The 22,455-nt window shown below is 32.9% G+C and carries 19 protein-coding genes; 11 read left to right on the top strand and 8 right to left on the bottom strand.

Annotated features, from left to right (window positions below):
* The first annotated feature begins 65 nt into the window (after window positions 1-65).
* Entirely contained in the window at window positions 66-920 is an 855-nt protein-coding gene (locus FC091_RS09005; protein ID WP_138433945.1) for a substrate-binding domain-containing protein, read from the top strand.
* 351 nt (window positions 921-1,271) lie between these two features.
* On the opposite strand, the gene FC091_RS09000 is transcribed toward FC091_RS09005, so the two are convergent.
* Window positions 1,272-1,946, bottom strand: a complete 675-nt coding sequence (locus FC091_RS09000; RefSeq protein ID WP_138433944.1) for a uracil-DNA glycosylase — start codon at window positions 1,944-1,946, stop codon at window positions 1,272-1,274.
* Window positions 1,947-2,094: 148 nt separating this feature from the next.
* Between FC091_RS09000 and FC091_RS08995 the strand changes: the two genes are divergently transcribed.
* The 3 genes from FC091_RS08995 to FC091_RS08985 all read left to right on the top strand — a co-directional run bounded on the left by FC091_RS08995 (window position 2,095) and on the right by FC091_RS08985 (window position 5,733).
* Window positions 2,095-2,904 (top strand): prohibitin family protein, encoded by an 810-nt coding sequence (locus FC091_RS08995; protein WP_138433943.1) that lies wholly within the window; start codon window positions 2,095-2,097, stop codon window positions 2,902-2,904.
* 180 nt (window positions 2,905-3,084) lie between these two features.
* The gene (locus tag FC091_RS08990; RefSeq protein WP_138433942.1) at window positions 3,085-5,250 is read left to right on the top strand and encodes an endonuclease MutS2; all 2,166 of its coding nucleotides are present in this window, start codon (window positions 3,085-3,087) and stop codon (window positions 5,248-5,250) included.
* Window positions 5,251-5,310: 60 nt separating this feature from the next.
* Window positions 5,311-5,733, top strand: a complete 423-nt coding sequence (locus FC091_RS08985; protein WP_138433941.1) for a thiol-disulfide oxidoreductase DCC family protein — start codon at window positions 5,311-5,313, stop codon at window positions 5,731-5,733.
* Window positions 5,734-6,236: 503 nt separating this feature from the next.
* Here FC091_RS08985 and FC091_RS08980 read toward each other — a convergent pair.
* The 6 genes from FC091_RS08980 to aroC all read right to left on the bottom strand — a co-directional run bounded on the left by FC091_RS08980 (window position 6,237) and on the right by aroC (window position 12,200).
* Window positions 6,237-7,397, bottom strand: a complete 1,161-nt coding sequence (locus FC091_RS08980; RefSeq protein ID WP_138433940.1) for a flavohemoglobin expression-modulating QEGLA motif protein — start codon at window positions 7,395-7,397, stop codon at window positions 6,237-6,239.
* Window positions 7,397-8,227 (bottom strand): N-formylglutamate amidohydrolase, encoded by an 831-nt coding sequence (locus FC091_RS08975; RefSeq protein WP_138433939.1) that lies wholly within the window; start codon window positions 8,225-8,227, stop codon window positions 7,397-7,399. Before FC091_RS08975 ends, FC091_RS08980 begins: the two co-directional genes overlap by 1 nt.
* Window positions 8,227-8,562, bottom strand: coding sequence for a hypothetical protein (locus FC091_RS08970; protein WP_138433938.1), 336 nt, complete (start codon window positions 8,560-8,562; stop codon window positions 8,227-8,229). The genes FC091_RS08975 and FC091_RS08970 overlap by 1 nt, the downstream gene beginning before the upstream one ends.
* A 62-nt stretch (window positions 8,563-8,624) precedes the next feature.
* A complete protein-coding gene (gene gshB / locus FC091_RS08965) occupies window positions 8,625-9,662 on the bottom strand; it encodes a glutathione synthase (RefSeq protein ID WP_076615294.1) in 1,038 nt (345 codons plus the stop codon).
* Between the two features lie 61 nt (window positions 9,663-9,723).
* On the bottom strand, window positions 9,724-11,049 hold the full coding sequence (locus FC091_RS08960; RefSeq protein WP_138433937.1) for a dicarboxylate/amino acid:cation symporter: 1,326 nt from the start codon (window positions 11,047-11,049) through the stop codon (window positions 9,724-9,726).
* Between the two features lie 80 nt (window positions 11,050-11,129).
* The gene (gene aroC, locus FC091_RS08955) at window positions 11,130-12,200 is read right to left on the bottom strand and encodes a chorismate synthase (protein WP_138433936.1); all 1,071 of its coding nucleotides are present in this window, start codon (window positions 12,198-12,200) and stop codon (window positions 11,130-11,132) included.
* Window positions 12,201-12,407: 207 nt separating this feature from the next.
* Here aroC and FC091_RS08950 point away from each other — a divergent pair, with 207 nt between their 5' ends.
* Window positions 12,408-13,259 carry a UDP-2,3-diacylglucosamine diphosphatase gene (locus FC091_RS08950; protein WP_138433935.1) on the top strand — a complete coding sequence of 284 codons (852 nt, stop codon included), beginning with the start codon at window positions 12,408-12,410 and terminating at the stop codon, window positions 13,257-13,259.
* On the opposite strand, the gene FC091_RS08945 is transcribed toward FC091_RS08950, so the two are convergent.
* The gene (locus FC091_RS08945; RefSeq protein ID WP_138433934.1) at window positions 13,251-16,187 is read right to left on the bottom strand and encodes an FAD-binding and (Fe-S)-binding domain-containing protein; all 2,937 of its coding nucleotides are present in this window, start codon (window positions 16,185-16,187) and stop codon (window positions 13,251-13,253) included. The two genes, FC091_RS08950 and FC091_RS08945, sit on opposite strands and share 9 nt — an antisense overlap.
* Before the next feature lie 145 nt (window positions 16,188-16,332).
* On the opposite strand from FC091_RS08945, the gene FC091_RS08940 reads away from it, so the two are divergent.
* The 6 genes from FC091_RS08940 (at window position 16,333) to FC091_RS08915 (ending at window position 22,429) form a co-directional block, all read left to right on the top strand.
* Window positions 16,333-16,809, top strand: a complete 477-nt coding sequence (locus FC091_RS08940) for a hypothetical protein (RefSeq protein ID WP_138433933.1) — start codon at window positions 16,333-16,335, stop codon at window positions 16,807-16,809.
* A gap of 137 nt (window positions 16,810-16,946) precedes the next feature.
* The gene (gcvT, locus tag FC091_RS08935) at window positions 16,947-18,029 is read left to right on the top strand and encodes a glycine cleavage system aminomethyltransferase GcvT (RefSeq protein ID WP_138433932.1); all 1,083 of its coding nucleotides are present in this window, start codon (window positions 16,947-16,949) and stop codon (window positions 18,027-18,029) included.
* A gap of 28 nt (window positions 18,030-18,057) precedes the next feature.
* Window positions 18,058-18,888 carry a sugar nucleotide-binding protein gene (locus FC091_RS08930; protein ID WP_138433931.1) on the top strand — a complete coding sequence of 277 codons (831 nt, stop codon included), beginning with the start codon at window positions 18,058-18,060 and terminating at the stop codon, window positions 18,886-18,888.
* 151 nt (window positions 18,889-19,039) lie between these two features.
* Window positions 19,040-19,327 carry a 4a-hydroxytetrahydrobiopterin dehydratase gene (locus FC091_RS08925; protein ID WP_138433930.1) on the top strand — a complete coding sequence of 96 codons (288 nt, stop codon included), beginning with the start codon at window positions 19,040-19,042 and terminating at the stop codon, window positions 19,325-19,327.
* A gap of 21 nt (window positions 19,328-19,348) precedes the next feature.
* Window positions 19,349-21,388: a S41 family peptidase gene (locus tag FC091_RS08920; protein ID WP_138433929.1), complete on the top strand. Its 2,040-nt coding sequence runs from the start codon at window positions 19,349-19,351 to the stop codon at window positions 21,386-21,388.
* Between the two features lie 15 nt (window positions 21,389-21,403).
* Window positions 21,404-22,429 carry an LIC11966 family surface protein gene (locus tag FC091_RS08915; RefSeq protein WP_138433928.1) on the top strand — a complete coding sequence of 342 codons (1,026 nt, stop codon included), beginning with the start codon at window positions 21,404-21,406 and terminating at the stop codon, window positions 22,427-22,429.
* Window positions 22,430-22,455: the final 26 nt, after the last annotated feature.

The following is a 22,455-nucleotide window of genomic DNA, read 5'->3' as shown; positions in this document are numbered from 1 at the left end:
TTATCTATCGTAGTGGCTAAATAAAAGTATAATTTAATCAGATACCCACTTTTGTGGGCATTAGCATGAAGAAAGTAAACATAGGTGGAGTTCCAGAACACTTTAATTTAGCATGGTACCTCACTCTTAAAAATGGCGAATACAAAGCTGAAGATATTAATCTACGTTGGCATGATTATTATGGTGGAACCGGAGCAATGTGCAAAGCTCTTCGCACCGGAGATATTGATATTGCAGTCATTCTTACAGAAGGGATAATTAAGGATATCATTGCTGGCAATCCATCAAGTATTGTTCAGACTTTTGTAGAGACACCTTTGATTTGGGGAATTCACGTTGCTGATAAATCTAACTTTAAGACAACAGATGATATTAAAGGAACAAGAGCTGCTATTAGTCGCTATGGGTCTGGTTCTCATTTAATGGCTTATATCAATGCAAAAAATAACAATTGGAATTTAGAGACTGATCTTAATTTTGAAGTTATAAAAAACCTCACAGGAGCTGTTGAAGGTTTAACTAATGGTGATGCAGACTATTTTATGTGGGAAAAATTTACGACTAAACCATTAGTTGATGATGGTGTTTTTAGACGAATAGGTGAATGTCCTTCTCCATGGCCATGTTTTGTTATAGCTGTTAGAGATGAGTTTATAAAAGATAATGAAGATGAACTTAAAACTATTTTAGACATCATCAATACTACGACTTCAGATTTTAAATCTATACCAAGTATAGATAGAACAATTGCTAATCGTTACGATCAAGAAATAGAAGATGTCCAAGAGTGGCTATCTCTAACCGAATGGTCTCAAGAATTAATAGATAAAAAGACTATTAACAATGTACAAGAACAGCTTTTTAATTTAGATATTATTCCAAAAAAAGTTGATTATTTAGAGTTGGTTTACAAGTTTTAATGGTTTCATTTAACTATGAATGAACAAAATTCAAAAATTAAAAGTGTATTGTAAAAATCGCTGAACCACCAGTAAACATCGACTAATGACGTTAATTTTTGTTAAAAGATTTAAAGTTAAATCTTACACTTTTTGTTCATAACTTTCAGTATTTCAAATTTTTAGTTACATTTGTTTAACCAAATCAAAGCTATTAACACAAGAAAAAGACTAATATGATTCTAACAATTACTCTGATTCTATCCTTTTTAGTTGCTATTAACTTTTTATTACTAATATTCAGTTGCAATAAGACTACTAAGAAAGTTGAAAACAAAAAGCCACGTATTTTACGTGTTCAAAAACCTACACCTACTCTAGTTTCCAATCAATTACCGATTGGTCAATTTGCTGCAACAGGTAGTTAGTTTTACTAAAATGTTTATTGCCAAACCAATAACCTCTGTTAGCGCTCAATGGAGATGGATGTCCTGTTTCTAAAATTGAATGAGAAGACTTATCAATTAATTTCTTTTTCTTTTTAGCAAAACCGCCCCAAAGTAAGAATACTACATTTTGTTTTTTCTCACTTATGAGTTTAATAACAGCGTCTGTAAATTGTTCCCAGCCCTTATTTTGGTGACTTCCTGCTTGGTGCGCTCTAACTGTAAGTGTAGCGTTTAATAATAAAACACCTTGGTCTGCCCAAGGCATGAGATTACCACTTTTAGGATACGGAATACTTAAATCTGTTTCTATTTCTTTAAAAATATTAATTAATGAAGGTGGATGAGTAATACCATCATTAACAGAAAAGCATAAACCATTGGCTTGCCCAATACCATGGTAAGGATCTTGACCTATAATAACTACTTTGGTGTCATCAAATGAGCAATGATTAAAAGCATTAAAAATCTCTGAACCCTTTGGGTAGCAGATATGATTCTTGTATTCATTTTTCACAAATTCTACCAAATTTTTAAAATAAGGTTTATTGAACTCAGAATTTAGATGTTTTTTCCAATTATCGTTTATAGCTACGTCCATAAATACAAATATAATGTAAGCCTTGCTTAGCATTTTAACTCAATTCAAATTTGTTAAAAACTTACAAAAAAACATAAGGGTGTGTTAATATTAAATTAAACACAAAACAAAAAAGTGACATTATAATTATCTTTAAAATAAAAAAACTATGAAAGTCTACTATTACTTATTCCTGTTCCTGTTTTTGTTTAGTTCGTGTGTTGTCGTACGCCAAGATGAAGTTGCCGTAAAGCGTCGACAAGGAAAACTCATTGGAAAACCTATCACACAAACCGCTAGGATTTATAATCCTTTAGTGGCAACCTACATTAAAATACCAACACGAATTGTTAACCTTAAAATCAATTTGGATATACCGTCTAAAGAAGGCTTAACCATTGGGTCGGAAATGTCAATTCTGTATCGAGTAAAATCGAGTGAGGTGACTAACTTACTTGAAAATGTTGGAATGAATTACGAACAAGAATTAATTGCTCCTGTTTTTCGTTCTGCATTAGCTGATGTTAGTGCGAGGTTTATGGCAAAAGATATGCATACAGGTAACAGAGCCTCTATAGAGGATGAAGTTAAAAGTATGATTAATCAAACGTTAGAAGAGAAAGGTATTATAATTGAGCAAGTATTGATGAAACGGATCGTTCTCCCTCAATCGTTATCCACGGCTATAGAACAAAAACTAACCGCAGAACAACAAGCACAACAAATGCAATTTGTACTAGAAAGAGAGCGTTTAGAAAATGAGCGTAAACTTATTGAAGCTGACGGTGAAGCACAAGCAAATATAATAGCTGCGAAGGGAAAGGCAAAAGCCAATCAAGAACTAAGCGTTGGACTAAATGAATTGTTGCTTCGCTTGCGAGCAATCCAAGCTTTTGAAAAACTTAGCAATTCACCAAATGCTAAAATTATCGTAACCGATGGCCAAACACCATTAATTATCGATGATAAACAAAAATAAAAGCGTTTATCATTAATATTTAAAAATCGTCTAAACTGTTTTAGGCGATTTTTTTATAAGATGACTGGATCATTAGAAAACACTTTTTTAACGCTGTTTTATACATTATCAGTTTTCCATGGCATTAGGCATATCGCTACTTTTAACCTAAATTTGCAATTCTAAAATTAAAAAAACCTCATGATACGTATTCATGAAAAAACCCTGAAAGACCTTGAGTTTTTCACGGTTTTAGAACAAATTTCCGAACACACCATAACAGCGTTAGGTAAAGAGGCTGTATTAAATATACGACCTATTGAGGTTGAAACACAATTGCTGCGTGAGCTAGAGTACGTCAATGAGTACCTGTCTTCTTTTGATAATGATAACCGAATTCCTAATCATGGGTTTGATCCGATTTCAAAAGAAATTAAACTTCTAAATATTGAAAACACTTATTTAGAAGTGACGAGTTTGCAAAAGCTCGTTAGTATGTCACTAACGTCTAATGCAATTGTTAAGTTTTTAGAAAAGTTTAAAGAATACTATCCAAAATTACATCAATACAGTACTCATATTGAAGTTACTACGGCTATTATAGAACAGGTTGATGCTGTTGTAGATCGTTTTGGGGATATTAAAGATAATGCATCACCACAGCTTTCTACATTAAGACAAGAAATCGGTAAGCTTAAAGGAAAAATTAATAGTAGTTTTTCATCAGCACTTTCAAGATATCATGGCTTAGATTACCTCGATGACATTAGGGAGTCTGTTGTAGATAACAGACGTGTGCTTGCAGTAAAAGCAATGTACAGAAGAAAGGTGAAAGGTGCTATAATGGGAGGTAGTAAAACTGGAAGTATAGTCTATATAGAACCAGAAACAACCTTACAATATACCAGAGAACTCAACAATTTAGAATACGAAGAAAAAGAAGAAGTCATCAAAATTCTGAAGGAATTAACTGATTACATTAGGCTCTTTCTTCCACTATTAAACGATTATCAAACATTTTTAACTAAGATAGATGTCATTTCTGCAAAGGCTAAATACGCTAGAAGCATGAATGCCATATTACCAGAAATCAGCAGTGAACGCAAACTGTTCTTAAAAGATGCCTATCACCCACTACTCTATTTAACAAATAATGAAAAAGGTGAGAAAACTTTTCCACAGACAGTTGCGTTATCTAGTGACAATAGAATCATCGTTATTTCTGGCCCAAATGCTGGTGGTAAAAGTATTACGCTAAAAACGGTTGGTTTATTACAAGTTATGTTGCAAAGCGGTATGCTTATTACTGTTCATGAGCGCAGTGTAGCTTGTCTTTTTGATCGTGTAGTGAGTGATATTGGAGATAATCAATCCATCGAAAATCATCTCAGCACTTACAGCTATAGGTTAAAACAAATGAATTATTTCTTAAAGAAAGTCAATAAAAAAACGCTTTTTTTAATAGATGAATTTGGTACTGGTAGTGATCCTGAACTTGGTGGTGCTTTAGCTGAAACATTCTTGGAAGTTTTTTACGAACGTGAAGCTTTCGGAATAATTACAACTCACTACTCTAACTTAAAATTATTGGCTAATGAATTGCCACACATGCAAAACGCCAATATGCTTTTTAATGAAAAGAGTTTAGAACCTATGTACAAGCTTGTTACAGGACAAGCAGGAAGTTCTTTTACCTTTGAAGTAGCGCAGAAAAATGGTATTCCATACAGTTTAATCAACAAATCAAAAAAGAAGATAGAACGAGGCAAAGTAAGGTTTGATGCTACAATTGCTAAACTGCAAAAAGAGCGCAGTAAGCTAGAACGTACTGAGCGCTCTCTGAAAGAAAACGAAAAAAAGAAGCTTTCTGAAGCTGAAAAACTTGAAGCAACTAATGAAAAGATTCAAAAGAAGTTAGAAAGCTTTCAAGAATTGTATGATAGTAATCAACGGTTAATTTATCTCGGACAAAAAGTTAACGATCTCGCAGAAAAATTTCTTGAAAATAAACGAAAGCGAGAATTGATGTCTGAGTTATTTCGCCTAGTACAAATCGAAAATGCTAAGCGTAAAAAAATGTCTGCTAAACAAAAGCGAGCTGAAAAAGCCAAAGAAAAGCAGATAAAACAAGAGGCTGAAAAAAAAGTCGAAGTTATACGTAAAAAGAAGAAAGATGTCAAAAAGAAAGAAGTGGTTGTAGAAAAGCCAAAACCAATATTAAAGGTTGGAGACCGTGTGCGAATGCACGATGGAAAGGCAATAGGAAATATTGAAGACATTGAAAAAGGTAAAGCAATCGTTAATTATGGTATGTTTACAACTAACGTAAGCCTTAATTTATTGGAGCTAGTTCAGGCAAAAAAATAATAGCCTTAAGACCTTGTTAATACCAATCTCAAAAACTGTTCTAAACCTTATCTTTGCAATATGGTAAACGATGTGCCAAAAAATAAGCAACTTATACTTTTTGATGGTGTATGCAACCTTTGCAACAGCAGTGTTTTGTATGTGATTAAACGCGATACAAAGAATAAGTTCTTGTTTGCACCACTCCAAAGCGATATTGGAAAGTCTATAACATCTCAATTTAAAATAGACACTAATAAAGTAGACTCTATTTTACTTTATAATCCATCAGAGCAAAAGGTTTATCATAAATCTACCGCAGCTTTGCATGTTGCAAAACAACTTAGTTTTCCGACAAAATTGATGGCTATATTTTTTCTCGTACCTACGTTTATTAGAAATTGGGTCTATGACTTTGTAGCTAAAAATCGATACAAATGGTACGGAAAGAAAGATGCATGTATGATACCTACACCCGAGTTAAAAGCTAAATTCTTGATGTAAAAAAGCCTTTTAAAATAAATTCTAAAAGGCCTTCTTTAAATTAACAACTTACTTAAAACTAATTTAACTCAAACAAAATTCAATTCGTTTTGAGGGAAATTCGAATTGGTTAATAGCACAATTTGTTTACTCAAAAATAAAACAATCAACTTTGTCTAATTAAAAAAACTCGATATAAACCCATTATTATTGTTCTAAATGTTAAAAATGCACATATCTTCTATGACATGATAGCATACTCATTGAGAAACACCATTTACTTACTGAAAGCAAAATCTTACTAAATATTGGTTTTCTAAAAACATAGTTTAAGATACTTTTGGTTGCGAGCTTTTTTAAGTTAATGGTTTTAATCTTAGTAATTTTAAGCCTCAAGGCAAGATAATTTTCAGTTTAACCCTAACTTCTGTTAGTTAGGAACAAGTTAAATTCCTTAAAGAAATATGTCTAACTTCTTTTAGGTATCTTAAAATAAGGATAGAAAGTATTTAGCTTTGAGGTTTTTACTTAAGACTCTTCAAAATAAAATCCAAGTTGGGATTGGTATTGTCATTTACCACATAAGCATCTGTAAAATACTTTGGTTTAACTGCTAAGCCCAAATCAATAAGTTTGTTCATATTCGGTATGTATTCCTGACTGACTTTACCTGTCAACAAGATACCTAGATCATTTCCAGCTTTAGCGTATTTGTAAATATTTCTAATGCCTTTAAGGTATAGATGATCCTTTGTAAATCCACCACCTCTGTGTACTCTTAATGTAATTGCAAAGGCTTTATCTCGATTTAGCTTATGTTGGTTGTGTAACAAATGGAATGTGTCAGCAAAATTATACCCTTTATTTAGGCTGTCTACAGCAATAACCCTAAATGCCAACTCTTTTAACCGTTCAATAGTTAAGCAACCGCTCATAAATTCAGAATACACTGCCAAACCTTCTTGAGTTTCAACATTGTTTGGTAAACCATTAGAAAATATTTTTAATGGCTGTTCTAGTGCATTAAAAGTCGTTACCATATGTACTCCAATCTCGTGATTTGTTAATACTTTAAGCTGATTTAAACTGTATTTATGACTTTTTCTTAGTACTAAAGTTTGCGTATTATTCAAAACCATGGCAGCTGCAGAAAGATTATTAGAAATCTTTATGTTGTATTTAAAATCGTAGCGCTTAGAAAATTCAGCAAAATAATCTCTAGCTTCACTCGCGTTATACATAGGGAGCATTTCCTCATCAAACTCAGAATCATCAAAGCGTAGAATAAACTTTGCGTTTTCAATATCTTTTTCTGTTGGAGTACCAAAACTCTTAAGACTATTAAAATAAAACTTACGACCTTGACCAATAGTTTCTATACATTCTATTAAACCAGAATATTCGTAAATAATGTCTTCATATAATTGCCTAATGTCTTCATCTTCTATACGTTCTAAACGTTGCGAAAAAAATAAGCGATGTAATTTGTAACCATTAAATCGCATTTTTGGATAATTAAACTCTGGCTCGTAATTAAATTTTGCTGAATAGAACTTTTTCTTTTCTGCAGCAATATTCTGAGGGTTGATATAATTGAGTAGTTCAATGTTCTTTACCAACCTGTTAAGATTAGCATCAATATCAAATAAATCTTGAAACTCTTCTGTAGTCTTAATCTGGGACATTAGGCCTTAAACTTTGTGTAAAATTCGTCTGCATGCTTCGGTATAAGTGTCTTTAATTGCTGTTCTACAGCAGCAACAACTTCGGGATAAATTATCTGTTTATATTCATCGCAATACACCTTAGCTATTTCGGTTGCCAAAACTAAAGTATTTTCAAAAGTATTGGTAATGAATTTTAAGAAATATCCATTTCCTTGAAAAGTATCGTTAATCTTGGCGGTTTGCTTTATATCATTAGGCAACTCGATACTTTCTAGCATACATCGCCAAGATTCCACTTCTTCACCAAAGCGATTGTTATCAATATTAGAGGTTCCTAAATTCCATGTTGGCACTTCCCTATCCCAACGTTGCCAATTATAACTATGCATATCGTAAACTATGCACACACCAAACTTTTCTTCAATCTTGGAGATTAATGCTTTTACAATTTTATAAAAATTAGCATGCTTCTGCAGACTTTTGGTTTTTTCGGTTTTTGGTAAAGGATGCTTCCAAAGTTGTTTTCCCCAAGCAGTATCAAAAACGGCGTTGCTTGGATCTCTATTAAGATCATATTCGAAACGTGAATCGCAACCAGAAATTAGTATGGGATGAGAAATAACCATGTTTTTGGTTTCAGGATCTTCTTCATACCACCTATCATACGCTGAGTGCAAGCAATTATCCCAAAGGTCTTGTCTAAATTGGTGTCCATCGTGTACTGCTCCGCATACATAAGGCACATAATCATCTACTTTTAAAGTAAAAGAATAATCATCAGAAACTGCATGAAATGTTTCTTCTGTTTCTATTTTAGCTACAATAGCATTTATTGAAAGTCGCTCCATTATAAAGTCTTGAAGAGTCGTTCTAAAGATTTCAGCATAATGCGTTCATTAATATTAAAATCGCCATCTGAAAAAAACAGCGTTTTTATATCCTCTAGAAGGATTTCTACATCTTCTCTATCGTAATTATGCTGTGTAAGACTAGTCATTATTTTTTGAATGCCTTGGTAGTCGTTATCCTTATCAAACTCTTCATGAATTTCTGAAAAGGTTTTCATATCTACTTTAGAAATAATGACATTGCGTTCTTTATTGTTTTCTTTAAAGTCTGAGTTTGCAGCAAATAATAAAATATATGCCACAAGTTCGTCTCTCGTCCAGTCGATTGTTTTCATACTTTTATCTTGAAAATAAGTTTTTCGGATTAATTTTTCGCTATATAATTAGCAGATAAAACTCAAGCTTCATCAACCGCCTTACGAAGCCTTGTACGTCTGTCAAAAGCTTGAAGTTGATCTAGCACCTTACTTTCTAAGAAGTCAATAACCTTTTCTTCAACCTTAATCTTATTCTTGTACACTTTATTGATGTAGGTAATTCCGCCTGGCGACATTACATTAACTTCAACCAATTTACCTCCAATAACATCTATACCCACAAAGTATAAACCATCTTTAACCAGTTTTGGTCCTATTTGTTTGCATAGTGCCTTCTCTGCCTTAGTAAGTGTATGCTTTTGTACGCTCCCTCCTGCTGAGACGTTAGAACGATGATCGTCAGAACCAGGAACACGTTTCATAGCACCAACAGGCTCTCCATTCAGCATTAAAATCCTTACATCGCCTTGGTCAGCGCCTTCAATATAATCTTGTAAGATGACATAGTTAGAAGTGCCATCGGAATTAGATATATAGAAATCTAAAAGCGAATTAATATTGCTCATAGCTGACTTTTCTATCAGAATAACTCCTGAACCTCCAAATCCATTTAGAGGTTTTATAATCATTTTATCTGCCTTAGATTCCTTAATCTGACGCACCAAATACTTTTTATTTTTTGAAACATGCGTATTAGGAATGATATTACTGTGCGCATCTCCAAATGCAGCAGTATATAGCTTATTATTGGCCTCACGCATGCCTTCTAAAGAATTTATAATGAATACATCATCTTTTACTGAATCCAAAAAATTGAGCATTATGGGATCTAAAGGTGGATTTGCTCTAAAAAAAATAGCATCAAATCCTGCTAGCGGCAGCATTTCTTCTCTTAATTTCACTTTATTATAGAATGATTTGAGGGTTGAGGGCACCTTATCCATTCTACCAATAACATTACAAAAAGCATTAGTAACACTATCTCTAATTGTTAAGTTGGCTGGAGTGCACATGGCTACGCCATGACCTCTTTTAGAGCACTCTTTTATCAAGGCAAGACTAGTATCATTTTCGGGATCTACTTTGTCCCAAGGATACATTATAAAGCAAATATTCATCTAAATCTATGTATTGTTGGTTAATGGACTGTCTAATTTAATGAAATTATAATTAGCAAACTTATTTTACTTTTTTATAATTATCATCCCATTCCTTCGGCTTAGGGTCGTCATGAAGTTTACCTAAAGATTTAGCAACCATCATAGAGACAGTAGCATCTCCAGTAACATTTACTACTGTTCTACACATATCTAACGGTCTGTCTACTGCAAATATTAACGCGAGTCCTATGGGAAGTAGTTCAGCAGGAAAACCAATCGACTCTAAAACTATCACCAACATCACCATACCTGCACTTGGTACCGCTGCACTACCAATTGATGCTAATAGCGCTGTTAATACAATAACCAACTGATTAGTAAAGGTTAACCCTTCGGGCCAAATAACTTGCATAATAAACACTGCCGCTATACCTTGGTATAAACTAGTTCCATCCATATTAACAGTTGCGCCAACTGGCAAAACAAAACCAGAAACTTCTTTGTCTACACCGAGATGTTCTTCAACACGCTCCATAGTTACAGGAAGTGTAGCTGCACTACTACTTGTTGAAAATGCTAATAACTGAGCCGGACTAATTTTATTAAGAAACCACATTGGCGATTTTTTTGTAAAAATCTTCACTAATAGCAGATAGAAACAAATCATTAATAACAAACCTACCACAACACATAATGCATATTGAAGTAGTTTCAATAATATTTCGGTATCATCAAATGCAATAATAACATTTGCCATAAGCGCAAATACTGCATAAGGCGCAAACAACATAATCAGGTCTACCATTTTCATGACGACTTCATTGAGCGAATCAAAAATATCTATCATGGGTTTGGCTTTCTCATCACCAATTAAAAGCAAACAAATTCCTACAAATAGCGCAAAAAATATAACCTGTAACATTTTTGCCTCACCCATGGCTTGAAAGATATTACTTGGAAAAATATCAACCAAAGCTTGAAGCGGACCTGCATCCTTTTGGGCACTAGCTTTGGTTAACTTATCTGTAACACCTGCATCATTTTCGTATTTTTCCTTTATTTTCTCAATGGTATCTTCTGGCATACCAGTTCCAGGTTGTACAGCATTCACTATGGACAATCCTATAATAATGGCGACCAAAGTTGTGCCAATATAGATGGTGATAGTGCGCAAACCCATATCTCTAATTTTAGAAATGTCTTTTAAATCTGAGATACCTTTTATTAATGATGCTAATATCAAAGGAACAGCGATTAATTTTAAAAGATTAATAAATATTGTTCCAAAAGGTGCTACCCAATCTGTAACAAATTGCTGACCACTCACAGCATTCATGATGAATCCGAAAATAATTCCCAGAATCATTCCTATAATAATCTTCCAGTGTAATGCTAGTTTCTTCATATATACTTCCTGCGAATGCAGGAATCTTTTTAATTAAACTTACTTTTATTTTCTTAAATGTCTGCTTCCGCAAAAATTCATTACCAGTCTTTAGACTCCTGCCTACGAAGGAGTACATAATCTGCTAAAACCAAAGTAGCCATTGCTTCTACAATGGGCACAGCTCTTGGTACCACACAAGGGTCATGACGTCCCTTGCCTTGCATTTCAACAGTTTCTCCTTTGCTATTTATGGTTTCTTGTTTTTGTAAGGTTGTAGCAACTGGCTTAAAGGCAACTCTAAAGTAAATGTCCATACCGTTACTAATACCACCCTGTATACCGCCAGACAAGTTAGTTTGTGTTGAGCCATCCTCATTAAACTTATCGTTATGTTCGCTACCAATCATTTTTGCACCACAGAAACCACTTCCATACTCAAAGCCTTTTACTGCGTTTATCGATAACATGGCTTTGCCTAGCTCAGCGTGTAGTTTGTCAAAAACAGGCTCGCCCAATCCTGCTGGTACATTTTGTAATACGCAAGTTACAGTGCCACCAATAGTATCGCCCTTTTTTCTTACTTCTTGAACCTTGCTAATCATTTTTTCTGCCGAAGTTTCGTCAGGACAACGGATGATATTAGATTCAATTTTACTAAAATCTAAATCCTGATAAGGTTTATCTATAAAAATATCACCAACAGAAGACGTAAAAGCATTAATCTTTATTGAGGATAACATTTGTTTAGCAATAGCACCAGCCACTACTCTACTTGCTGTTTCACGTGCAGAACTTCTTCCTCCGCCTCTGTAATCTCTTACACCGTATTTTTTATCGTAAGTGTAGTCTGCATGACTTGGTCTATACACATCTTTGATATGCGAATAATCTTTTGATTTTTGGTTGGTGTTTTTTATTACAAAACCTATTGGAGTTCCTGTTGTTACGCCTTCAAAAATACCAGACAAAAATTCTACTGTATCTGGTTCTTTACGTTGCGTTACAATTTTAGACTGTCCTGGTTTACGTCTATTTAATTCGTTTTGAATTGCCTCAAAATCTAATTTTAAACCCGATGGACATCCATCAATTATTCCACCTATTGCAACACCATGAGATTCACCAAAAGTGGTGAGTTTAAATAGTTTTCCGAAAGAATTTCCTGCCATTAATTCTTATTTTACGCTAATGTAAATGTATTATTAGAGAAACAAAAATCATCAACTGTTTTTTGAGGCATCTGCCAACTTTAAATTTAGAGGTTTAAAACACCTTTTCTCATAACAATTTCGTAACAGTTTGCTCATAGTTAGTTAATTATCTCATTACAATCAGTTAATAACTATAGATGTAATTTGTAGCATTGATTTTTAGCCTTGAATTTAAAGAGAAAAGTAGAAATAGCGGTAATATCAGATGTTCATTTAGGAACGTTTGGCTGCCAAGCCAAACAACTTTTAACCTACTTAAACAGTATTGAGCCTAAGAAGTTAATTCTTAACGGTGATATTGTTGATATCTGGCAATTTAAAAAACGTTACTTTCCAAAATCTCATTTAAGTGTCATTAAAAAAATCATGGACTTTGCGGCAAATGGCACTGAAGTAATTTACATTACAGGCAATCATGATGAGATGCTAAGAAAATTTACCGATACAGCCATCGGAAACATCTCTATTGTAAACAAACTTGTACTTGATTTAGATGGTAAAAAGGCATGGTTTTTTCATGGTGATGTTTTTGACATTTCTATACAAAATGCTAAATGGCTTGCCAAGCTTGGTGGTTGGGGATACGACCTTTTAATTTTAATGAATAGCGTGGTGAATTGGGGATTAGAGAAGCTTGGAAAAGAGCGATATTCCCTTTCTAAACGCATTAAAAACAGTGTTAAAGGTGCTGTGAAGTATATAAATGACTTTGAAAAAGTTGCTACTGATCTTGCGATAGAAAATGGTTATGATTATGTGGTTTGCGGTCATATACATCAGCCAAAAATGCTTATTAAAGAAAACAAGCACGGTAAAACCACCTATTTAAACTCTGGTGATTGGGTAGAGAATTTTACGGCATTGGAGTATCAATTTAAACGCTGGAAAGTCTATAACTACAATAACGATAAACTCTCTCCTTTCTTTGCCGACGAAGATCTAAAGGATATGGATGTTAAAGATCTTATTGCTGCCATTACCATTGTAGAGCAACCCAAAAAGAAAAAGTTAAACTAAAGCTTCTCTAAGAATTGAAACAGGATGCTTAGCAACACGTCCTGTACCATCTTTTATTTGATGTCTACAACTTGTGCCATTTGCTGCAATTATAGTATCATTTGTCGCTTTTCTTACAGCAGGAAACAACGTTTGCTCGCCTATTTGCATACTAATTTCATAGTTATCTTTTTCATAGCCGAAACTACCTGCCATTCCACAGCAGCCACTTGGTATTATGGTAACTTTGTAATTTTTTGGTAAATTAAGAATATCGAAACTTGATTTTTGATTACCTGACGCCTTTTGATAGCAATGGCCATGAAATTTAATCGTTTTGCTTTCTTTGGTAAATTCATTGGAAGTAATGTTACCTATTTCAATTTCATTTTGAATGAACTCTTCTATCAAAAAAGTACGATCTGCAATAGATTTTGCTGCCGTTTTATCATCTGCTAATTTTAAGTATTCATCTTTAAATGTTAATATGGCTGAAGGTTCTATACCTATCAAAGGAAAATCGTCATTAATACAATTTTTAAAGAACGTTATATTCTTATCAGCTATAGCCTTAGCCTCTTTTAAAAACCCTTTAGACAAAAAACTTCTACCACTTTCTAAATGGCTTATATCTATAACATTATACCCTAAATTAAAAAGTAATACTTTAAGATCTAAAACTATATCAAATTCTAAAGAGTTACTAAACTCATCTACAAACAAGTAAACTTCTTTAATTGGGTTTCGTACAAGAAATGATTTCTTTTTAGCCCATTTAGAAAATGATTTAGAAAACAAAGGCAAACTTCTTTTAGGATGAAGATCTAAAGAAGCATTCATAAAACCTCGTATAAATTTTGTTGTAAATAATACATTAGCTAAACTAGGAAAACGAGATGCCATTCTGTTATACTTAGTTGCATTGGCATAAAACTTATCTTTAAAAGTTACTCCGTTTTCTTTTTGATATTGATATAAAAATTCGGCTTTTAAGCTTGCAACATCTACACTACTTGGACATTCGCTCGCACATGCTTTACAGCTTAGGCAAAGGCTAAAAACATCTTTTAATTCTTGATGGTTAAATTTATTTTGCTTTTCAGAATTTGTTAAATACTCACGTAACGCATTAGCTCGCGCTCTTGTGGTATCTTTTTCGTTTCGTGTAGCTCTGTAACTCGGACACATTACTCCACCAAACTCTGGTAATTTTCTACAATCACCAGAGCCATTGCATTTTTCGGCTTCACGAAGAATACCTTTGGAGTGCGAAAAATCTAAAAACGTTTCTATTTGTCGTTCTTCTCTATCAGTTTCGTACCGTAAATTTTTATCCATCGGAAAAGCATCTACAATTTTTCCAGGATTAAAAATATTATCAACATCAAAAGCTAATTTTATCCGTTTTAATAATTGATAATTTGCTTCACCAATCATTAAAGGAATAAACTCTGCACGCACAATTCCATCACCATGTTCGCCAGACATTGAGCCTTGATATTTCTTTACAAGTTTGGCTACATCAGTGGTTATAGCTCTAAACAATTTAACATCCTTAGACTGTTTTAAATCTAAAATTGGTCGCAAATGCAATTCACCAGCACCAGCATGCGCATAGTACACTGCGTTTTGGTTATATGATTTCATAAGAGTTGTGAACTCTTCAATGTAAGCATCCAAATCATCTAAAGCCACAGCAGTATCTTCAATACAAGCCACTGCTTTTTTATCACCAATCATGTTACCTAAAAGTCCTAAACCGGCTTTACGTAATTCTATGGCTTTGGCTATGTTTTCTCCTTTAAGGATTGGTGCTGCATAACTTAAACCAAGCTCATCAGCTGTCTTTACAAGGTTTTTAATTTCAAGATCTAATGCGCCTTGAGTTTCAGCTTTTAGCTCGCACATTAAAATAGCTGTAGGATTTCCTTCTATAAATACTCTGTTTTCTTGCTGCATTTTATTATGCTTTGTGAGATTTAATATAGTGTCATCCATCATCTCACAAGTATGCAAATTGTGTTGCATTAATGGTTTTACAGCCTTCATACAATTTGCTATGCTTTCAAAATGAAAAGCTACCATAGCACTATTCTTGGGTGGTAAGTCATCTAATTGTAGTGTTATTTCTGTTGTAAATGCAAGCGTACCTTCACTTCCTGCTAGCAATTTGCACATGTTGAATTTTGAACTTTGACTACGCTCAGATGCCGAATTAGAGAAAACTTCAGATTTAATTAATTCATCAATCGCATAACCTGTATTTCTTCTATGAATACTGGCTTTAGGGAAGTTTTCCTTAATCTGTTTTTGTACAGATTCTGATTTTAATTCTTCATAAATTGATTTGTAAATATGCCCTTCAAGAGTACTTTCTTTTGTTTTTTGAAGAAAATCATCTCTTGTTATTGTCTCAAAGGTAGCTTCACTCCCATCACTTAAAAGCGTTTTTAAACTAAGGACTTTATCTCGTGTTACACCATACTGAATAGATGTAGTTCCTGAAGAATTATTACCTACCATGCCACCAATCATACAACGATTTGATGTGGAGGTATTAGGTCCAAAAAACAATCCGAATGGCATTAGATAATTATTTAGTTGGTCTCTAACCACACCAGGTTGAACTGTGACAGTTTTTTTAACCTCATTGATATTTATAATTTTAGTAAAATACTTAGAGACATCTACTATAATACCTTTACCCACGACTTGCCCTGCAAGAGAAGTTCCAGCAGTTCTGGGTATAAGTCCTATTTTATGGGTATTTGCAAATGCAATAAGCTTTTTAATATCTGCTATTGTTTTAGGCAATGCCACAGCTGTTGGTAGCATTCTATATACTGATGCATCGGTCGCATAAAGCTTTAACATTAAATCATCAAAGTAAAATTCGCCCTCTAAATTCTTGCTTAAGATCTGTAAATGTGATTCTAAATTTGCAGCCATGTTAATTCAAATATTCAACATTAACGATTATTAATGTTGTCTTAAATATCATTGTTCAAACTCAATTTTAACATAATTTCGTCGTTATAGTCAGAGACAACGAAACAACTTTTTTGAAATATAAACACTAAAACTTAAAATTCTTATGAAAAAAATAATTTTATTACTTACAGTTTTTACAAGTTTTACTTTTGCTGCTAGCGCTCAAGAAATTGCTGATAACGCTATCGGTCTTAGACTTGGAGATAGCGATGGCTTTGGTGCAGAAATATCATATCAGCGCGCTCTTGGTGATAACAATCGACTAGAAGCAGACTTGGGATGGAGAAGTGGAAATGATTACGATGGCTTTAAACTAACTGGTTTGTATCAATGGGTTTGGCAATTAGATGGAAACTTTAACTGGTATGCTGGTGCTGGTGGAGGCTTAGGCTCTTACAGCTTTGATGATGGCGATTTTGATGATGAAACATTTGTCTTTGTAGCTGGTGACATAGGTATAGAATATAATTTTGATATTCCTCTATTACTATCATTAGATTTTAGACCAGAACTTGGCTTTGGAGACTTTAGAGATGACTTAGATTTTGATATTGCCTTGGGTATTAGATATCAGTTCTAACTATTAAAAAATATATCAAAAAAGCTACCGAAATTTGGTGGCTTTTTTTATGATAATAAGCCATAAAAATTCTTTAATTTAGCGCAACTTTTTAAAACCAACCATAATCCTATTTTTGGAAATAAAATATACAATTGATGAAGAATACTGCTTTAACAGAAACTCACATTGCTTTAGGTGCTAAAATGGTTCCTTTTGCAGGATACAATATGCCTGTACAATATGAAGGTGTAAACATAGAACACGAAACTGTACGTAAAGCTGTTGGTGTTTTTGATGTGTCTCATATGGGTGAATTTTTAATTGAAGGCCCACATGCTTTAGAGCTTATTCAAAAAGTATCGAGTAATGACGCTTCAAAATTAGAAATAGGAAAAGCGCAATACAGTTGTTTACCAAATGATGATGGTGGCATTGTAGATGATCTGATCATATACAAGGTTAAAGACGAAACTTATCTACTTGTTGTTAATGCTAGTAATATTGAAAAAGACTGGAATTGGATTTCGTCAAAAAATGATGTTGGTGCAGATATGCGAGATTTAAGTGAAGATTATTCACTTTTAGCAATTCAAGGTCCAAAAGCTGTTGAAGCTATGCAGTCATTATCAAGTCATGATTTATCTGCTATTAAATTCTACAATTTTGTGGTTGGTGATTTTGCAGGTATAGAGCATGTCATTATCTCCGCTACAGGTTATACTGGAAGTGGTGGTTTTGAGATTTATTGTAAAAACTCTGAAGTAAAGCAAATTTGGGATAAAGTATTAGAAGCTGGTGCTGACTTTGGCATTAAACCAATTGGCTTAGCAGCAAGAGACACATTACGCTTAGAAATGGGTTATTGTTTATATGGAAATGATATAGATGATACTACGTCGCCAATTGAAGCTGGTTTGAGTTGGATTTGTAAATTCAACAAAGAATTTACAAACAGTGAAGCCTTACAAGCAGAAAAAGAACGCACACCAGAGCGCAAATTAGTCGCTTTTAAGTTAGATGAAAGAGGAATTCCACGTCATGGTTATGACATAGTAGATAACAATGGAAACATAATTGGTAATGTTACTTCTGGGACAATGAGCCCTAGCTTAGGGATTGGCATTGGCTTGGGTTATGTACCTAAAGTGTTCTCTAAAGTAGATAGTAAGATAAATATTCAGGTGCGTAAAAAGGCTATTCCTGCAACGGTTGTAAAATTACCGTTTTATAAAGGGTAGTTGGTTTTAAATAGGTTGAAGGACATTAATGAAGAAGAATTTAAACAAACACAGAATCCTTATTCTTGGTGCTAGTGGATACATCGGTAATGCAATTTACAAAGAGCTAGGACCCTATTTTAAAACCTTTGGCACCAATAGAACTCCAAAAAAGATTTTTGAGAGCAATAAGCAATTCTTCAATTATAATGTAGAAGAAGATGATGTTTACGAAATTTTAGAAGCTACAAAACCCACAATTGTTATTTCAGCCATAAGAGGCGATTTTAATGCACAGACCATTACACATCAACACATCGCTGAGTATGCATTAGAGAATGGCACAAAAATCATTTTCTTGTCCTCTGCTAATGTATTTGATGCTTATAGTAAATATCCAAGTTACGAGTTAGACAAAACGCTAAGTCATAGTATCTATGGTCATTTCAAAATAAAAATAGAGAACATGTTACTTCGCTTACCTAAGAAGCAAGTAGCGATATTGAGATTACCTATGGTTTTTGGGCAGCAATGTCCAAGAATTCAGGAAATGAAACTATTTATTTCTGAAAACGAATCGGTTGAAATCTTTCCCAACTTAATAATGAATGTTACCTTGGATAAAAAAGTAACGCAGCAAATTCATTATATCATTAACCGTGAGAAGTATGGGATATTTCATTTAGGAAGTACAGATTTAGTACATCATGATGAATTCGTAAAGCAAATTTTAGAAGCAATTAGCCCTAAAAAAGTATCATTGAAACATGTTTACACTACGAATGACGACCGTTACCTTGCCGTTTTACCAAAATTTAATAAATTACCGAAGCATCTTCAGATTACTAGCGACAAGGTTTTAGAAGAACTTATAAAATAATCTTGACTACTTTACGGTATTTTCTTAAATTTCGACTAATAAATTATTAATTCAACCTATGAAAGCCTATAATGGGCATTTGATAAATAAAAGTTATGCTCACCATAGTAATGAAATAAATGTACCATAGGTTTTACAAATTTTTAATTAGATGAAATTAGACAAAGCTACTATAGAAAAGAAATTACTACGTTTTCCAGAATGGGAATATTATGATAACGCCATACATGTAGAATTAGAATTTGACAACTTTAAAGATTGCTTTAGTGCCATGAGCAGGATTGCTTTTGAATGTGAGGCCTTAAATCACCACCCAAATTGGAGCAATGTTTATAATGTTTTAAATATTTCGTTATCTACGCATGATGCTGATGGTGTAACACAAAAAGATTTTGACCTAGCTGAAGCCATAGAAGCTATTGTAGAAGCTGATGAATAATACCTATCAGCATTCTTCGCTATGAAATTTTATTTTACTGCTTTAATTCTATTTATTTCTAGTTGTCTTCAGGCTCAAAATGTTTCTTTTTGTAAAGATTTACAAGCGGTAAACACCATTATTGCAGATTCACACTACAGCCCAAAAGCAGTTAATGACAGCCTTTCTAAAGGAGTCTTTAAGTTATTCTTAAATAAAATAGATGAACATCAACGCTTTTTTCTTCAATCTGACATAGAAAGTTTTAAAGCAGATGAATTTATGTTTGATGACTTTATCAACAATAAACAATGTGATTTTATTAAACGTTATTCAGAAGTATTATCAAACCGTATTGCTGCATCAAAGACGTTTTTAGAAACACTTAAAAATGAAAATTTAGACTATTCTGGTACAGATAGTCTATACTATAAATCTGATAAAAACTATAATTATTTTAAAGATACAAATGCTCTAAAAAAGTATTGGAGCAAAAGAGTACGTTATAGAATTCTCAGAAAATTGGTAGAGAATGATTCTATTTTAGAAGATATAATCTCAAACTTTAAGGAATTAGAAAAAGCCATAAAACCAAAGGTTATTGATAATGAGATATGCCTTCTTCAAGAATTTGAAAATAGTTTAGGAGGCATTAATCGCTTTGTTGAAGTTTCTTTTTTAGATGCTTTAGCTAAATACCAAGATCCCAATTCCGCATACTTAAGTGCTTCAGACAAAACGCAATTTGAAAAATCCGTTTCTAATTCTCAACTGTCCTTCGGTATAGAAACCACAAAAAACAATAATGGTGATATTGTTATTTCATATATCTCTCCAGGAAGTACTGCATTTAAAAATGGTGAGTTTGAGATTAATGATGTCATATTATCTTTAACCAGTAAAAGAGGAACCATAGAGAGTTATTGCCTTTCAAACGAAACCATTACTAGTTTTATTAATGATGACAACATTGATGAAATCACTTTCAGAATAAAAAAGAAAAATGGGCAAATTAAATCCATTAAATTAGGTAAAAGCAGTTTAGAAGTAGAAGGCAATTCTATCACAGGTTTTGTTTTATCCGAAACGGTGAACATTGGCTATATTCAAATCCCAAGTTTTTATACAGATACCGAATCTATAAATGGTTTGGGAGTAGCTAACGATGTTGCAAAGCAGATTTATAAACTTCAAAAAGAAAATATTTCTGGTATTATCATTGATTTGCGGTTTAATGGTGGTGGTTCTATGAAGGAAGCTGCTGATCTTTCTGGTATGTTTATAGATAGAGGCCCTGTAGCTATTTCTAAAGTTAGAAACGAAGAGAACTACACCATAAGAGATCCTAATCGTGGTAGTATATTTAACAAACCTATTGTTATTTTAGTAGATCAATTTAGCGCTTCTGCTTCAGAGTTTTTTGCAGGTGCTATGCAAGATTATAACAGAGCTATTATAGTTGGTGGTACTACACATGGTAAGGCAACATCGCAGTTAATTGTTCCTGTTTTAGATAATAAAGAAACTAATTTCTTAAAGCTGACTATGGGACAATTTTTTAGAGTTACTGGCAAAAGTCACCAAAATCTAGGTATTGTTCCTAATATTACACTTCCTGGTATTTATGACAATTACAAAACACAAGAAAAGTATAAAGACTTTAGTCTAGAAAATACCGCTACAGATGTTACATTAAAACACAGACCTAAACCTAAAAAAGACTATAGTTCTATTGTTGGTAAAAGCCAAAAACGAATAGAAAACGACAGTATATTTGATACAATCAAGACATTTAACCATATATTTATTAACGATTATGTAAATAGAACTGGCAATTACCCACTATCGTTAGCGTTTGTTTTCAATGATAATAAAAAATATAATGAAGCATGGAATGCTTATAGCATAGCGGTAGAAAATAACAAATCTATTTACCAAGTTTTAAACACAAGGTCTACAAATGACATTTTAAGCTATAATGAAGAGGATAAAAAACTAAATAATGAGTTACGCGATAAAATCTCAAAAGATCCTCATATTCAAGAAGCTTTCTATATAATAAATGATATATTACATCTTTAATTTCAATTCATTACAATGAAACAAATATTTACCATTGCCCTTTTCTTTTTTGCTATTAGCTTATCTGCTCAAACCTTTGACAATGCATTACAATACTTAGAATTTGTAAGTGAACAACAAGAAGGTATTACAAAAAAAATGTGGAAATACACAAAATCTATTGCACACAGTAGAAGTGATAGAAACATTGAAAACAAAAGAAAAAATCTTCTAAAAACTTTAGATAAGGCTATAGATAAAATTAAAAAAGCACCTGGTTATGATGGTAATGAGTTTAAAAATCAACTTTTAAAACGATTACAATTCAGTAAGAACATGCTGAACGATGATTATGCAAAAATTATAGATATGAAAGCTGTAGCAGAGCAATCTTACGATGCTATGGAAGCCTATATGCTAGCACAAGAAATGGCAGACAAAAAGATGGAGGAAATTCAGGCAGAATATGAGACCAATTACTACACTTTCGCTAAAAATCATAAAATAAATATTATAGAAAACGAGTCTGATTTAAGTAAAAACATGACTATTTCTAACGAAGTTTTCAAGCATTACAAAAAAATGTATCTCATCTATTTTAAAGTATACATTAACGAAGTTTATCTAATTGAAGCTTTAAATAATGGTGATGCAAATGCTATACAACAAAATGCAAATGCATTATCTGAAAGTGCAAAAGAAGGTTTAGAAATTTTAAAAACTGTAGAACATTATAAAAACGACAAGTCTATTGCAAATACAACAAAAAAAGCATTCGATTTTTTTATAGATGAAGCTGAGAACAAAATGCCACAAATTGTAGAGTTTTTAGTGCTAAACGAAGATTTACAAAAAACACAGGCCGCATTAGAAAAAACACCACAAAGAAAGCGCACCAAAGAACAGATAGATGGTTATAATAACATGGTTAATGATTTTAATAAGAAAGTTAAGATCTACAATAAACTTAATGACGAGCTTAATAATAAAAGGCAGACAGTTATCAATAACCTAAACAATACTAATCAAAACTTTTTGAGCAAGCATATTCCAAATGATTAATTTAATATTTTTAAATTTGCTTGCCT

The sequence above is a fragment of the Winogradskyella algicola genome (assembly GCF_005869935.1).
Lineage (GTDB): Bacteria > Bacteroidota > Bacteroidia > Flavobacteriales > Flavobacteriaceae > Winogradskyella > Winogradskyella algicola.
Note: the sequence above shows the minus strand (reverse complement) of the source record. Positions and strands in the feature narration are given on the sequence as shown.

Coding starts and splice junctions, on each gene's coding strand:
- FC091_RS09005 (WP_138433945.1), top strand. CDS start 66: ATGAAGAAAGTAAACATAGGTGGAGTTCCAGAACACTTTAATTTAGCA.
- FC091_RS09000 (WP_138433944.1), bottom strand. CDS start 1,946: ATGGACGTAGCTATAAACGATAATTGGAAAAAACATCTAAATTCTGAG.
- FC091_RS08995 (WP_138433943.1), top strand. CDS start 2,095: ATGAAAGTCTACTATTACTTATTCCTGTTCCTGTTTTTGTTTAGTTCG.
- FC091_RS08990 (WP_138433942.1), top strand. CDS start 3,085: ATGATACGTATTCATGAAAAAACCCTGAAAGACCTTGAGTTTTTCACG.
- FC091_RS08985 (WP_138433941.1), top strand. CDS start 5,311: ATGGTAAACGATGTGCCAAAAAATAAGCAACTTATACTTTTTGATGGT.
- FC091_RS08980 (WP_138433940.1), bottom strand. CDS start 7,397: ATGTCCCAGATTAAGACTACAGAAGAGTTTCAAGATTTATTTGATATT.
- FC091_RS08975 (WP_138433939.1), bottom strand. CDS start 8,227: ATGGAGCGACTTTCAATAAATGCTATTGTAGCTAAAATAGAAACAGAA.
- FC091_RS08970 (WP_138433938.1), bottom strand. CDS start 8,562: ATGAAAACAATCGACTGGACGAGAGACGAACTTGTGGCATATATTTTA.
- gshB (WP_076615294.1), bottom strand. CDS start 9,662: ATGAATATTTGCTTTATAATGTATCCTTGGGACAAAGTAGATCCCGAA.
- FC091_RS08960 (WP_138433937.1), bottom strand. CDS start 11,049: ATGAAGAAACTAGCATTACACTGGAAGATTATTATAGGAATGATTCTG.
- aroC (WP_138433936.1), bottom strand. CDS start 12,200: ATGGCAGGAAATTCTTTCGGAAAACTATTTAAACTCACCACTTTTGGT.
- FC091_RS08945 (WP_138433934.1), bottom strand. CDS start 16,187: ATGGCTGCAAATTTAGAATCACATTTACAGATCTTAAGCAAGAATTTA.
- FC091_RS08940 (WP_138433933.1), top strand. CDS start 16,333: ATGAAAAAAATAATTTTATTACTTACAGTTTTTACAAGTTTTACTTTT.
- gcvT (WP_138433932.1), top strand. CDS start 16,947: ATGAAGAATACTGCTTTAACAGAAACTCACATTGCTTTAGGTGCTAAA.
- FC091_RS08930 (WP_138433931.1), top strand. CDS start 18,058: ATGAAGAAGAATTTAAACAAACACAGAATCCTTATTCTTGGTGCTAGT.
- FC091_RS08925 (WP_138433930.1), top strand. CDS start 19,040: ATGAAATTAGACAAAGCTACTATAGAAAAGAAATTACTACGTTTTCCA.
- FC091_RS08920 (WP_138433929.1), top strand. CDS start 19,349: ATGAAATTTTATTTTACTGCTTTAATTCTATTTATTTCTAGTTGTCTT.
- FC091_RS08915 (WP_138433928.1), top strand. CDS start 21,404: ATGAAACAAATATTTACCATTGCCCTTTTCTTTTTTGCTATTAGCTTA.